Source organism: Hirschia sp. (genome assembly GCF_058892565.1).
Window position 1 is genome coordinate 45,532 of record NZ_JBZXVU010000033.1, and the last position, 14,578, is coordinate 60,109.

Genomic DNA, 14,578 nt, shown 5'->3' on the forward strand with positions numbered 1-14,578 from the left:
TATATATAAAACCAAGGATATAAACCAACGCATAAAACGAAGAATAACGCATCCTTGATCACCGGCATCTTGCTATATCTTTTATAGCTCGATGAAGGCGCTCAAACGATGCCAATAAAAACTCTTGGAGGATTCAATAATGAAATCAGTGAAATCAATTTTATTGGGAACGATAGCGTCCCTTGCTTTTGCAACCGCATGCAGTAGCTCTCAAACAGACACTGAAACAGCTCAAACAACTGAAGAAGCAAAATCCGCTGAATTTCGTTTCATGGATCCGTCTCTTTCCCCCAAAGAACGCGCGCTTGACCTCGTGTCACACATGACACTCGAAGAAAAAGCAGCACAAATGTACGACAAAGCCGCTGCAATTCCGCGTCTTGGTCTACATGAATATAATTGGTGGAATGAAGCTCTCCACGGTGTTGCCCGTGCGGGTCATGCAACTGTCTTCCCTCAGGCTATCGGAATGGCTGCGACATGGGATGAAGACCTCATGTTGGAAGTGGCAAATGTGATTTCCGATGAAGGCCGCGCCAAGCATCATTTTTATGCCAATGAAGATGTGTACGCTATGTATGGCGGACTGACTTTCTGGTCGCCAAATATCAATATCTTTAGAGACCCAAGATGGGGCCGCGGACAAGAAACATATGGAGAAGACCCATATCTAACAGGTAGAATGGCGGTCAATTTCATTAATGGCCTTCAAGGCGATGATGACAAATACTTTAAATCCGTCGCCACAGTAAAACACTATGCCGTTCACTCTGGCCCTGAACCATCGCGTCACCGCGACAACTATATCGCAACAGATGCTGATCTTTATGAAACATACCTCCCTGCTTTCAAAACAGCATTTGATGAAACAGAAGTTGCTTCTGTCATGTGTGCCTATAATGCTGTCTGGGGCGATCCTGCCTGTGGTTCCGAGCGCCTCATGAAAGACTTGCTGCGTGAAGAATTAGGCTTTGATGGTTATGTCGTTTCTGATTGTGGTGCCATTGGCGATTTCTACTATGACGAAGAGAAAAAAGCAGAAGGCACAGCACCATATGCTGCGCATGACCATGTGGACACGCGCGCGCAAGCCGCAGCCCTGTCTGTGAATATGGGAACTGACCTGAATTGTGGTGATGGTGAAGGCAATAAAATGGATGCCCTACCCCAAGCCGTAAAAGAAGGCTTGATCACTGAAGAAACAATCGATCAATCAGTGGTGCGTTTATATTCTGCTTTGTTCAAACTTGGCATGTATGACGACCCATCTCTCGTGCCTTGGTCCAATATCTCAATTGATACAGTTGCCAGCCCTAGCCATTTGGAAAAATCAGAAGAAGCCGCGCGTGCTTCTCTCGTTCTACTCAAAAATGACGGCATTCTTCCACTAAAACCCGACACAAAAGTCGCAGTGATTGGACCAAATGCAGACAATTGGTGGACACTGGTTGCAAACTATTACGGTCAACCAACCGCACCCGTGACAGCTTTAAAAGGTATCAAGGCGAAAATTGGTGCTGAAAATGTAAGCTATTCCGTCGGCTCAACAATCGCAGGTGACATTTATTCAAACTATAAGGCTGTGCCATCAAACACTCTCTTCCACAAAAATGAAGCTGGCGAATTAGTCCCTGGTGTTAAAGCCGCCTATTATGAAGATAAATTCCTATCAGGTGAGCCAAGCATTGAAACTGTTGAAGAAAATATTGATCACTACTGGTTACGCACACCGACAACCGACGGTCTAAACGATGAATTTGGCGCGATTTGGAGCGGTGTTATTGTGCCAGAAGAAACCGGCAGCTACCGGTTCCAGCCATCTCGCTGGTCCACACTTGAGATCAATGGAAAAGAAGTTACCGACACGGATGACATCGAAATGAAAGCTGGTGAATCTTATGAATTCACACAAAGCTTGAAATTTGATTCAGGCTGGCCACGCGATCAACTCGACAAATATGCCTACCTAAACTGGACAGATGTTTCTCGCGATTACAAAGCAGAAGCACTTGCAGCTGCAGAAGATGCAGAAGTTATTTTGTTCTTCGGTGGTATTGATGCCAATCTTGAGGGCGAAGAAATGGGTGTGGAGCTTGATGGCTTCCTTGGCGGAGACCGCACACACATCAACTTGCCTGCACCTCAGGAAAAACTCCTCAAAGAACTTCACGCAACAGGCAAACCTGTCGTGCTGGTAAACTTCTCTGGTAGTGCCATGGCACTAAACTGGGAAGATGAAAATCTCCCAGCTATTGTTCAAGCTTTCTATCCGGGTGAAAAATCCGGAACAGCTATAGCTGATCTGTTATGGGGTGAATTTAGCCCATCTGGTCGTCTGCCTGTGACATTCTATAAATCACTTGAAGGCATGCCAGCCTTTGATGATTATTCAATGCAGAACAGAACCTACAAATATTATGAAGGTGAACAACTCTATCCATTCGGTCACGGTCTTAGCTATACAAGTTTTGAATATTCAGACCTAAAACTTGAAACAGCCTACGCAGCCAATGAAAACCTACAAGTTAGTGTCAAAGTGACAAATAGCGGCGACAAAGCCAGTCGCGAAATTGTTCAGGCTTATGTCACACGCGACACGTTGGCGAATGTCTCTACACCACGTGTCGAGCTTGCAGCCTTTGATGCAATTGAGCTTGCACCTAAAGAAAGCCAAACTGTAACACTCAGCATGAAACCTGATGCCATTGGCTATTTTAACGAGAATGGAAAACTCACCTTCCCTGAGGATGGTAGCTTTACATTGTCTATTGGTGGTGGACAGCCAGGGTTTGATGCGCCGTACACATCTGTAAGTGTTGATTACTCCAACTAGATAACAAAAAGGGTAGCAAGCAAAATCCTTGCTACCCTATCTTGTTGTTTATCGACTTAAGAAAGCACCGCGCCAGTTTTACAAACTAGTTGCACTCAGCTTCAACACTGGGTGATGCCACCCAATCAAAAGCATTCACCAGAAATTTTTGATATTCCGGCTCTTCATAGTTTTCATAACTATGTCCAATCGCAGAATACACACCTTTTGCATCCCCTCGGCAGAATGACCATGCAATCGGGTGATCAATTGCTTTATTTCCCATTCTTAGATCTTCAGGCCATCTCTCAACAACTTTATTAGTTGGTGCATAAGTTGCCTCATCAAGCCCTAAAAGCGGTATAAACTCATCACTTGGCGGCACTTGGTCAAAACTATACCACTCGTCTGTTAGGTTAAAAGAAGGCGGCAGCCCCTGCACAACAGGGTGATCCGGCTTCAACACAACTACCTCCGCCTCTTGAAATTGAGGCTGCATTGTATGACCGATAAATCCTGTGCCAATGAAATTGGTCTGAAACCAATCCCATTTTGCAATACTCTTGTCGCCAACACTGTGTAATCCGATCCAGCGACCTTTTTTCTCAAACCATTTTTGAAATGCCACACGCTGATTTTTACTGAGGACATCTCCAGTCACATTATTGAAAACAACAACATCAAAACGCTCAAGATCAGCTTCATTAAAGACAGCACTATTTACCGTCGTAAGCAGATCATATCCCTTATTTTCAGCAAGCTTGACAAAGAACAAATCAGCCCCGGAAATACCGCCATCATGACGCCATTCCAAAGTTTTAGAAAACACCAAAATTGAAGGCGATTTCATCCAATCGACCACCTCCGCCTGATGTCCCCCTTCCTCAATATTAGAATTTGGTTGCAATGAGCCTCTCAATGAACACGCTTGCAAGCAAGTCGACACTAGCGCGACAATGACAAGAGATTTTTTCACCATAATACCCCCAATACTTCGACACCAAAGACACAGAAAGTGAGGAATTTAACTGCAATATTGATCAATAAATTCCTGATGCGAAGGAAGTTGAGCTAGGGTGGAAGCTACTTTTTCGCGCTGTGATTTAAGCGCATTTTCCAATCTATCTTTTGGAAATAACTGCCCGATGGCATGGTATCCTTTTGGCTCTATCCCCTGCCCAAACATGACTTGTATCCATGAATCCAACAAGAATAATTCATCACACCCATTGTATGCATGAGCATTTTCTTCAAATAGCGAAAGCCTAGCTGCCAGCGTATCAGGAATGTCCATTGCCTGACGTTCGCGCCAGAATTCACTATCGTCGCGCTGCGTGACCTTATAATGCAGGATCAAGAAATCCCTAATCTGCTCAACTTCTTTAGAGATTTTATCATTGTATAAATCAGCAAGCGCCGGCGTAATTCCATGATAAGGGAAATGCTTGACCAACTCGGTCACACCGCGCTGAAATAAATGAATACTTGTGGATTCCAAAGGTTCTAAAAAACCCGATGACAGCCCAAGTGCAACACAATTCTTATTCCAAACCTTCTTACGACGGCCAGTTATAAATCGGATCAGACGTGGCTCGGTTAAGGCTTCACCTTCCAACGCATTTTCAAATTGCTCGCGAGCATCATCATTAGATAGTTTTTCACTTGTAAAAACAAATCCATTACCAACGCGGTGTTGCAAAGGAATGCGCCATCTCCAGCCATTCTCGTGCGCTATAGCACGCGTATATGGGATTGCTGGGCCCGTTTTCTGTGTTTGCACAGCATATGCGCTATCCATCGGCAACCAATGACGCCAGTCATCATATCCTGTTTTGAGGGTTTTCTCGATCAGTAGGCCATTAAATCCAGTGCAATCAATGAAAAGGTCACCCTCAATTAAAGCTCCATTTTCAAGCTCTACAGCCTTGATATTCCCGCTTTCTGCGTGTTGAAGCACATTCTGGATTTTCCCTTCGACACGCTTAACGCCTTTCTTCTCGGAAAAGCCGCGAAGATATTTCGCATAAGCAACTGCATCCAGATGATAGGCGTAATTTAAAGGTTTCTGCTTGTCGGATGTATAGAACTTATCCGCTTTTGCAGCCTTTAACTCCAGACAATAATCCTCAAAGTCTCCCTCAATACCCAGATCTCTGGCATGCAGCCAAAGATGATGGAATGGTGCCATCCAGGTGTGCTTACCAACCTGCCCAAATGAGTGAATATAGCTCTCGCCTTTGTCTTTCCACCCTTCAAACTGGATACCCAATTTAAACGTTGCATGCGTGGCGCGCATAAACTCAGCTTCATTAATGCCAAGCATCGCATGAAAAGACGTATGGGTCGGAATTGTCGCCTCCCCAACGCCAATTGTGCCGATAGCTTCAGACTCAACCAATGTTATATCAAGAGCAGGCCCCAGATTATGAGACAAAGACGCAGCAGTTACCCAACCGGCAGTACCACCTCCTGCGATGACTACTCTATTGATTGTCTGTCTTTCCACCTCAACCTCCTGATTTATTTATTATTATCGGTTTAATTTTTGTAGTAGCTGCGCCCGTAATTGCCGCGCAATGTGACCATCCATCTCGCCAAGCGGGCCACGCGCATGCTCGGGTAAATGCGATGCTGAATTGCCGCCATCCTTGAAAACATAATAATCAAAGACCTCTCGCCAAGCATCCTTCTCGGATTGTGGACGGTCCCTTAAACTAATCAGTCCATGTAATAATGTGTTCATAGGTGAATCAGCAAAGCTTGGAACGCTATTCCACCAATAGTTTAGCAATATGTTGAATTGTGCCAATGCTTCGACCTGATGCCACCATAGCGCTGGATACATAAGCATATCGCCCGGTTCCAACTCTGCAATCTGAGCATGTTTTATCGCTTCTTCAAATTTGGGGTATTTCTCAAAATCTGGTTTGTGAATATCAACCATGGTCAACACCTGACCGCCCGGCGTTGGCGCAAGCGGCCCTGGGTATAAATTATGGATTTGATCGGGCGGGAACAAAATAAACCTCCGCTTACCAGCAACACAAAAAGCGATATTGTTGGACATGTCATAGTGAGCGCGAGCAGTTGTCTGTCCACCCATCCACAATGAGCTTAAAACCGGACCAATTTCAAATAGCGAATAAGTTTCTAGCTTTAGTCCATTTTCCGCATCTAACCCTGGGAAAAATTGGTTTTGATCTGTGGAGCCTACATAATACCCATTTTTAAGCCCTTCAATATCAAATGTCTCGCGCACTAGATCAAAGAATTTCTGTAAAGGCACCCTTTCAGCTGTATAATTCATACGCGTGAGATTTTCATCGTAGAAAGGCTGGCCCTGATGTTCAGGAGCGAGTGTGTAAAGCGTCACAGGTCGACCAGAATAAAAGCCTTCAAGATAGCGCATTACCTCATGGTGAGAGCACTTCCCCGCTTCCACTATTGGCCAATGCCCCGCGATATTCTTTACAATAACTGGACTGTTTAAAGCCGCGAGTTCACGAAACGGCAGAGCATCAAGGCTCTCAACCTCCACAATCTGTGTTTTGGGGCAGCCACTTAATACACTCAATCCACCACCTCTTTTACGATGTTGCTGTATTTAGCTCAGCCGCTTGGATCTTTCTGTTTTTCATCTCGATTAAGCGATTGATATTACTAGTAGAAGAGGCCAACAAATAGGTTAGGTGCAAATATCCAGACCTGCTAAGCTTCTCCAAATTCGTACCATCCAAATTGCGCAATTTATCCAACCCAACAGTCAAAAAACCGGGCATGTCATAACTTACGGTCGGATTAACATCGACTTTCATCACGATGTCTTCAATCAAACCCATTTCGTCAAGCGTATTGTAGAAATCATTCTGGAGATTTACGCCGTCGTGCAACAAGCGCAAAATAGCACTCACATGCTCCAGATACGGCGCATTGCCGCCTTCAGGTAAAAACAAAGGATATCCTTCATCCTTGCCCACTGACGGATGATCCATGTCTATATTGATCTTTGCTTCAACCTGCTCTTCACCAGCTTGTTCTGATTTCTGCAGTCCTATTGAAAAAGGGCCCCTCGCCTGAATGGCTGGAATGTAACGAGCATTCCAATCATTCCCATCTAGGTAAAGGTTTTCACCTGGATCTAGTCCAAGCAATGCGACTGCTTTAATCTCATTATTATCCCGACGAAGGAAGATGGGATATTCACGCTGCAATTCTTGAAATTCCGTCGGAACGACCAATACTTGGTTGACACTATCCCCAAAGGCTGCCCCTCGCATAACACCAACACGTAAATCTTGATGATCAATATTATTTAGAAGAACAATTTTCGACATATCGGTTTACTCACATTCAAAATGGAATAGTTGCGCTGATCTCGCCATGTTTCAACAACAAAGGCAATTGGTTTGGCAGTATCTAATGCGTATCAGATAATCATATAGAAGCAAAAGAATGGAAAGCCGGTGACGAGGTCAACGGCTTTCTTCATTTACCTACAAACAGGCTCTCTCTCCTTTTAATTTTAAAGAAGAGAGAGATCTATTTCAAAGTTTAGAATTTGTAACGAACACCAGCCACGAAGCGTGGTGATAATTCGTATGCATAATAAACTTGGTTTGTGACACGGTGATATTGACGTTGGTCTTCACCAGTTAGGTTGATAGCTTCAAATGATAGACCAAGGTGGTCATTCACTTCATAGCTAACGTTCATGTCAAACTGACCATAATCCTCAGCATAGATACCTGAACGGTCTCCACCTTGGTTGATTTGTGTGAGGTAAGTATCACGCCAGTTATATGTTAAACGCGCTGACAAACCATATTTTTCATATATCGCAGCGAAGTTTGCACTGTCAGATAGACCAACAAGAGCAAATTGGTTCTCATTGATAGATGCGCCAGGATCAAGAACAACATCACCATCAACAACAGTGTAGTTTGCAGATAGACCAAATCCAGTGTCACCAAAGAAGTGTTGAACAGCAAACTCATAACCGTGAATGTTACCATCATTGTCCTGAGTTGGTTGTTGCACTGCAAATGTTGCCAATGGATCAGTTGCGGCACTTGTTATGTCATAGTCAGTTGCTACTTGGTCAACATAGCTCTGAGGAAGAGCTGTCGCCAATGCACCATCTGTACCAAGAGCAGCTTGGAATTCAGCAGAAGCTGCGGCTTGATCACCACCATTTTTAATGATCAGAGCTGACATTGTGAAGAGATTCGCTTCAGATTGGTCAACTCCTGCAATACCATTTATCAGATCTAGAGCTTGACCAGAAACTGAACCGGCTGCTCCCGATGCTGGGTCACGCAAACCAAATAAGTTACGCTCTACAACACCTTGTCCAGTGAAGTTTTGCACATCTTTGTTGAAGTAACCAACGGATACATAACTTGCATCGCCATAATACCACTCAAGAGAAACATCATAGTTCTCAGATTCAAGAGGTAATAATCCAGGGTTTTGAGAGCTACCTGTCAGAGTACCACCAAGCGCTGTTGGACGGTTGGGCGCATCTGCGGTAGTCGATGCAAACAACTGTGAATAACCCACACGACCGATTGTCTTAGAGTAAGATGCACGTGCAACCAAATTATCCGTTAGATCAATTGAGAAGTCAAAGTTTGGCAACAAGTGATCATAACTTGCTTCTTGGGCTAGGTTTTCTGATCCACCATTGTTGGTAACAAGGAAATCGTTATCAGAACCCCAAATAATACCTGTTGGTATAGTTTGAACAGTGCTTGCTTCAACATCTGTCTCTTCATAGCGGAAACCAGCGTTCAAACGCACCGGCTTCGTCATAAATTCAGATTCCATGCCGAACTGAGCGAATAAAGAAGTAATGTCTTCACTTACAGTGTTATCATTAGATCCTGTTGTGACTGCATTTCCAGCATAAGCTGCTTGGAATAGCGGGAAAAGTTCCGTTGGTGATGATTTAAACGCAATGTCACCTTGACCAACTGACAAGTCGTCAAAAGTACAAGATATACAGAATTGCTCAACTAAGCCTGGCGCAAATTGCTCAACATCACCTGGGTTACCAATACCCCAAGAACCAAGGTCTTGCTGTGTTGTAAGCTGTATGCGGTTCATTTCAGTGTTACGACGGTTCGCACCAACTGTCAGGCTGGAATTGTCGTTTTCCCAAACAAAACGCAGATCAAATTCATCAACATCGTGCGTCATCTGGCCCGTGTTAGAACGTTGAACCTGTGTTCCAAGATCACCGGAGTCCAAAACACCGTTTCCGTTTCCGCGTACAGAATCGTTGGTTGTGTATGATTGCACAGGGTATCCTGAACTGTAGTCAACCGAGTGTTGCTGGATAACAGGAGCACCAAATGTCACAAATGTTGCGATGTGGCCCAATGGGTTGTTACCGGCCGACTTACCTTTAGATGTGTGACCATCAAAGATCACACTCATTGAGTCGTTAAGTTCCCACTCAGCACCAAAGCCAAGAGATTGCAATTGGTCTTTTGTCGCACGGTCTGTTTGTTCAAAACCGATATCTTTTGAACCATTGTTGTTTTCCTGCATGAAAATCGCAGTTGCAACAGGCCCATCGTGAGCAAATGTGATCTGATCCATTGGTGTCGCAAACCAGTTTGTTTGCTCATAGCGAAGTTCAGAAGACTCGTTTGCTACAACAGTATAGTCCGCAGTCAGTGTCAAAGCATCCATAGGACGGTATTGTAAAACTAACTGACCATTAATACGTTCACGCTCGATGTCGGAGAAGTCATAGCGACTGTCTTGAGCGATAGCGTAAAGCTGACCAGGCTCAGGCCCATTCGTAATAACTGTTGATCCATCACCACGCAGGTACGAGCTATCAATGCTTCCATCAGCACCAGCTTCACGTGTGATCCAGTCATTAATCTGCATTGTAGGCGCGCCGGAGTCACGCTTTGAGTATGATCCAAACACACCGACACCAAATGTACCAGCATCGTTTGACCAATTCATAACACCAGAAAGCTCAGGTGTTATAGAATCACCAGCTTCAACGCTTGTATCATTGACAAATTTAGCCTGAACCGTCGCATCAAAGCCATCTGTATCTAGCGGCTTACGTGTCACAATGTTGATCGTTGCACCAATACCACCAGTTGGCAAAATAGCTTGACCTGTTTTGTAAACTTCTAGTGCGCTAACACCTTCAGACGCAAGGTTTGAGAAGTCAAAGTTACGACCTCCACCAATACCATAGTTGCCGCGAGAACCAACCGCTTCGATATCAGCCGTCGGTAATGTACGTCCGTTAAATGTAACAAGGTTGAAACCAGGACCAAAACCACGAACAGTTACTGCAGAACCTTCACCATTCTGACGGTCGATAGAAACACCTGTGATTCGTTGCAATGATTCAGCTAGGTTGGTGTCTGGAAATTTACCAATGTCCTCAGCAGAAATCGCATCAAGAACACCACTTGCATCACGCTTCATGTCCATCGCGTTTTGCATAGATGCACGAATACCTGTTACGACGATAGTATCCAATGTGCGGCTTTCTTCCTCAGCCGCCTCTTGTGCTGCTTCTTGAGCAGCAGCAGGCATCGTAGCCATTATTGTCAGAGCGGAAACACCACTCAACAAGCCCAAACCAAATCCGAAATTATGTAGAACTTTATTACTACTCATTTTTTCCTCCCAGGAATTTTTTCTTCGACTTTAATTTTTATTTTTCGAAGCATGCAAACTCGAATATTTTTTAGTCCACACCCCCGATTACCTAAGGACTTCCAACTCCATTAGGTCCAACGTTGTCTCTATACCCTTAAAAAAGAGTGGTCAACGCAATATTCTCGACTAACCCTCAGTTTACTTTACAAATTATCTCAATGTAACTTTTTTAAGTGTCTGTATTTATTTATGTTATTATCCACAAAACACAGCAACAAACTCAAAAGCCACACTACGCAAAATTGTCTACCGTTGTCAGAATATTGAAAAAACCTCTTTTTGCAAGTAACTTCAGCTACTAAAAATCAGTTATTTTCTTGATTCTACTCCGCCATCCCGTCCAGTGTTTCTATTGTACCATCCGAACGATGCTTAAGCTCTGCAATTTTTATACTTCTTAAATGCGTAACGCCGCCGGATAATTTGCTATCATGGTGAAAGAGATACCATTTCTCTTCGACTTCACAAATACTGTGATGCGTCGTCCACCCAACCACAGGCGTCATAATCACGCCGCCATATGTGAATGGTCCATACGGAGAATCACCAACCGCATAGCAAAGAAGATGCGTATTCCCAGTTGAATAAGAGAAATAATATTTACCATTAAATTTATGCACCCAAGCCGCTTCAAAGAAGCGACGATTGTGATCACCCGCTTTTAAAGGCTCACCTTTCTTATCTAAGATGACAACATCTTTGGGAGTTTCATCAAACTCCAACATGTCTTCACGCATGCGGGCCATTTTAGGACAAAGTGCTGGCGCATCATCGGCTGGCTCAGAGTCGTCTTCCGTATATTCACCGGTTTTCCAACGCTGAAGTTGCCCTCCCCAAATACCACCATAATACATGTAATGGCTGCCATCATCATCTTCGAAAACAGCGGGATCTATACTTGTACTCCCCTGAATCGCTTCAGCTTGCGCAATAAATGGTCCCTCTGGACGCTCTCCCACTGCAACGCCAATACGAAATACATCATCATGGTCTTTGGCAGGAAAATAGAAATAATACTTACCGTCTTTGCGCGCAGCATCAGGAGCCCACATTTGGCGCTTAGCCCATGGTACATCATCCACGTGAAGCGCAACACCATGGTCAATCACCTCTCCATCGACACTATCCATAGAAAAAACATGGTAGTCTTTCATATCAAAATGATCACCGTTGTCGTTGAAAGGAATTCCCCCTTCAACATCTCGCGATGGATAAATATAGATGCGGCCATCAAAAACATGTGCCGATGGATCTGCAGTATATAGATGGCGTACTAAGTGTCTCATTTTACTTACTTTAGTCTCAATTCAATTTGTAATAGTGATGATTTCTTGAACAAACGGTTTGGGTTTGTTGGCACGATCAAACAACAAAGGGTAATCCGTCCGTCCATCCATAGGCCAGTCATTCCGCCATGAATTAGCGTCTGTAACTCCCCACAAAGTGACCCTGTCAATTTTGTCGGCGTGCTTATGAAATAAAGAGAACATTTCTACATAACGCTTGTGTAAATGCGCCTCAACTGCCGGTGTTAACCCGTTGCGATACGGATTAAATTCGTCCTGAAACTCAACAGACATTGAAACTTCAGCTCCCACCTCAGTCCCCGGCCAAGGTAAAACAGTAACGTCCAATTCAGTGATCATAACCTGACCAAGTTCTGCAAATCGCAACAGACTTTCTTCAAAGGCTTCCAACGTCGGTCCATCCAAATTGATATGCCCTTGCATACCAATGCCGTCGACACGAATGCCTTTGTCCTGCATCCCCTTCACAAGCGCATATGCTCCTTCACGCTTTTCTGGAATGGCCATAGAATAATCATTGTAATACAGCTCAGCATCTGGATCTGCCTGATTGGCAAAAATGAACATTTGCTCCACCCAATCCGGCCCTATGATTTCATAGAATTTGCTTTCCCGCATGGAACCGTCATCAAGAATAGCTTCATTGACAACATCCCACCCTTTCACCTTACCTTTATAGCGCTGCATAATCGTAGTGATGTGGTTTTGCATACGCTCAAGCAAAACGTCACGACTGACGTCTTCACCATTTTCATCAACGAATAACCAGTCTGGTGTTTGAGAATGCCAAGCCAATGTATGACCAATAATGCTCATCTCATTTTTCAAGCCAAAAGCAATAAAAGCGTCAGCTTCTTCCCATAAGAAATCGTCCTCTTCAGGATGAATATTTTCTGCTTTCATGCAGTTTTCAGCAACAATGGAATTAAACTGCGATGTAATTATATCATCAACCTCAGAATCACGCTCATAGATTTGATCTTCATTTAATGCAGCTCCAATCAGAAACGCATCAATATAAGCATCTTTCAACGATGTTTGTGCCTGCTCTAAAGGTCTCGCATCTGTTGTGACAGAAGGTGATTTTTCAGAACACGCAACCAAGAAGAGCGAAAGAATAGACGCTGTGACGAGATGAAATTTCATTTTAATTTGCCTTCGGATTTAAATTACAAAAACAGCCAACTTAAGCTTGGCGCCGTTCTGCCAACTCACGCTCAATTGTCTTTTCCATATTTTTATCTATCTCATATATCAGCAACAAACCGCACCCTAGGAGGAAAGGAACTGAAGCTAACACACTGACTCCAAACCTAATTCCTTGAATTGTTTCGGGACTTTGAACCGCTAGCGTCGCATCATAGCCATACAAGCCTAACGTCGCTGTCAGCACCGTCTGCCCAAAAGTCAAACCAAGCTTCAATCCGATCATCATTGCAGAAAACACAATCGCAGTTGCACGTCGGCCTGTTCTCCACTCTGAGAAATCTGCCACATCTGCCACCATCGCCCACAAGATTGGCACCGTGATCCCATAGAAGAAACCGTGTAATATCTGAACGATGAAAACCATTAGAACAGCTTCTGAAGGTACAAGATAAATTGCCATCACAAACAAAGTTGCAACAAATAAAGCCCCGCCAAAAGTCGCTTTTTTACCAAACCGATCAGCCAAATATTTTGAGAATAATATTCCGACAATCATCATGATGATGCCGCCGCCATTAAAAATACCAAAAGCATATGCACTTGGATTTTCAATATTAGAGAACCCCAAACCTTGGAAGAAATCCCCCATAGATTTTTCATTCATATAATTTTCAAAAAAGTAGATATACATCCCACCTTTGAGGGCAAGCCCGAGAAAAATCATCGTAGTAAGAGCAAGAATGATGACCCAAGGCCGATTGGATGCCATGTCTTTAACATCTTGAAAGACGCTGGAAACCTGATCAGCTTTAGGAACAATTCTTTCCTTAGTGGTGAAGAAAGTCACGAGCAACAAACAAGACCCCAATATTGCAAGGGAGGTCATAACCTTTCCAAAGCCTGCTGCCTGATCCCCACCACCGACGATTTCAACAATTGGATACATGAAGACCTGAACAATAAATTGCGCCAGCATCACAGCCACAAATCTGTAAGATGACAAACTATTGCGTTCAGACATGCTGCCCGTGAGGACACCGCTCAGCGCTGAATAAGGAAGATTATTCGCAGCGTAGACGACCAACAAAAGAGTATAGGTCGCAAAAGCGTATATAACCTTCCCCTGCGGCCCGAAATCAGGAGTTGAGAATGTCAAAATGGCAATCACACCGAATGGAATGGCTGTCCACAAAATCCAAGGACGAAACTTCCCCCATTTTGTATTGGTCCGATCAGCAATAAACCCCATAACCGGATTAATAATCAAAGCAGCACCAATTCCCACTGTCGATATGAGCATGGTTGCAGTTGCTGTCGGTAATTTATAAATATCGGTATAAAAAAACGCTAAAAATGTCATCAAAGTTTGAAAAACAAGATTCGCGGCAAGGTCTCCCGTCGCATAACCCACTTTTTCAGTAACGCTCAACTTTTGTTCGCTAACTACACTCATTCCTCACCCTCAATACAATGGTCGGCCTTAAACCAAGTAAAAATGAGTTTTTGACTTCTAATCCCCTACTTCATCCAAAATAGATGCAGTAAGCGCGGTCATAATTTCTCATTTACCTAGACGATTTGCACAATTGCACTCGCCTTAGACCCATTTGAA

Annotated in this window: 9 protein-coding genes; 1 reads left to right on the plus strand and 8 read right to left on the minus strand. The window is 43.9% G+C overall.

Annotated elements, in window-relative coordinates:
• Nucleotides 1-139: 139 nt before the first annotated feature.
• Nucleotides 140-2,833 carry a beta-glucosidase gene (locus AC5EF3_RS12960; protein ID WP_493548338.1) on the plus strand — a complete coding sequence of 898 codons (2,694 nt, stop codon included), beginning with the start codon at nt 140-142 and terminating at the stop codon, nt 2,831-2,833.
• An 85-nt stretch (nt 2,834-2,918) separates the two neighbouring features.
• Here AC5EF3_RS12960 and AC5EF3_RS12965 read toward each other — a convergent pair whose 3' ends face one another.
• The 8 genes from AC5EF3_RS12965 to AC5EF3_RS13000 all read right to left on the minus strand — a co-directional run bounded on the left by AC5EF3_RS12965 (nt 2,919) and on the right by AC5EF3_RS13000 (nt 14,419).
• Entirely contained in the window at nt 2,919-3,791 is an 873-nt protein-coding gene (locus AC5EF3_RS12965; RefSeq protein WP_493548339.1) for a ThuA domain-containing protein, read from the minus strand.
• A 45-nt stretch (nt 3,792-3,836) separates the two neighbouring features.
• On the minus strand, nt 3,837-5,318 hold the full coding sequence (locus AC5EF3_RS12970; RefSeq protein ID WP_493548340.1) for a tryptophan halogenase family protein: 1,482 nt from the start codon (nt 5,316-5,318) through the stop codon (nt 3,837-3,839).
• A gap of 24 nt (nt 5,319-5,342) precedes the next feature.
• Nucleotides 5,343-6,386 (minus strand): cupin-like domain-containing protein, encoded by a 1,044-nt coding sequence (locus AC5EF3_RS12975; protein WP_493548341.1) that lies wholly within the window; start codon nt 6,384-6,386, stop codon nt 5,343-5,345.
• 13 nt (nt 6,387-6,399) lie between these two features.
• Nucleotides 6,400-7,146 (minus strand): SapC family protein, encoded by a 747-nt coding sequence (locus AC5EF3_RS12980; RefSeq protein ID WP_493548342.1) that lies wholly within the window; start codon nt 7,144-7,146, stop codon nt 6,400-6,402.
• A 217-nt stretch (nt 7,147-7,363) separates the two neighbouring features.
• Complete coding sequence (locus AC5EF3_RS12985) at nt 7,364-10,468, minus strand: TonB-dependent receptor (protein WP_493548343.1); 3,105 nt, start codon at nt 10,466-10,468, stop codon at nt 7,364-7,366.
• A gap of 365 nt (nt 10,469-10,833) precedes the next feature.
• Nucleotides 10,834-11,796: a glycoside hydrolase family 43 protein gene (locus tag AC5EF3_RS12990; RefSeq protein WP_493548344.1), complete on the minus strand. Its 963-nt coding sequence runs from the start codon at nt 11,794-11,796 to the stop codon at nt 10,834-10,836.
• 21 nt (nt 11,797-11,817) lie between these two features.
• A complete protein-coding gene (locus AC5EF3_RS12995) occupies nt 11,818-12,963 on the minus strand; it encodes an endo-1,4-beta-xylanase (RefSeq protein ID WP_493548345.1) in 1,146 nt (381 codons plus the stop codon).
• Nucleotides 12,964-13,003: 40 nt separating this feature from the next.
• Nucleotides 13,004-14,419 (minus strand): MFS transporter, encoded by a 1,416-nt coding sequence (locus AC5EF3_RS13000; RefSeq protein WP_493548346.1) that lies wholly within the window; start codon nt 14,417-14,419, stop codon nt 13,004-13,006.
• Nucleotides 14,420-14,578 lie beyond the last annotated feature (159 nt).

Bases quoted from the DNA above. Each gene is read 5' to 3' on its own strand.
- AC5EF3_RS12960 (WP_493548338.1), top strand. From the start codon at position 140: ATGAAATCAGTGAAATCAATTTTATTGGGAACGATAGCGTCCCTTGCT.
- AC5EF3_RS12965 (WP_493548339.1), bottom strand. From the start codon at position 3,791: ATGGTGAAAAAATCTCTTGTCATTGTCGCGCTAGTGTCGACTTGCTTG.
- AC5EF3_RS12980 (WP_493548342.1), bottom strand. From the start codon at position 7,146: ATGTCGAAAATTGTTCTTCTAAATAATATTGATCATCAAGATTTACGT.
- AC5EF3_RS12985 (WP_493548343.1), bottom strand. From the start codon at position 10,468: ATGAGTAGTAATAAAGTTCTACATAATTTCGGATTTGGTTTGGGCTTG.
- AC5EF3_RS12990 (WP_493548344.1), bottom strand. From the start codon at position 11,796: ATGAGACACTTAGTACGCCATCTATATACTGCAGATCCATCGGCACAT.
- AC5EF3_RS12995 (WP_493548345.1), bottom strand. From the start codon at position 12,963: ATGAAATTTCATCTCGTCACAGCGTCTATTCTTTCGCTCTTCTTGGTT.
- AC5EF3_RS13000 (WP_493548346.1), bottom strand. From the start codon at position 14,419: ATGAGTGTAGTTAGCGAACAAAAGTTGAGCGTTACTGAAAAAGTGGGT.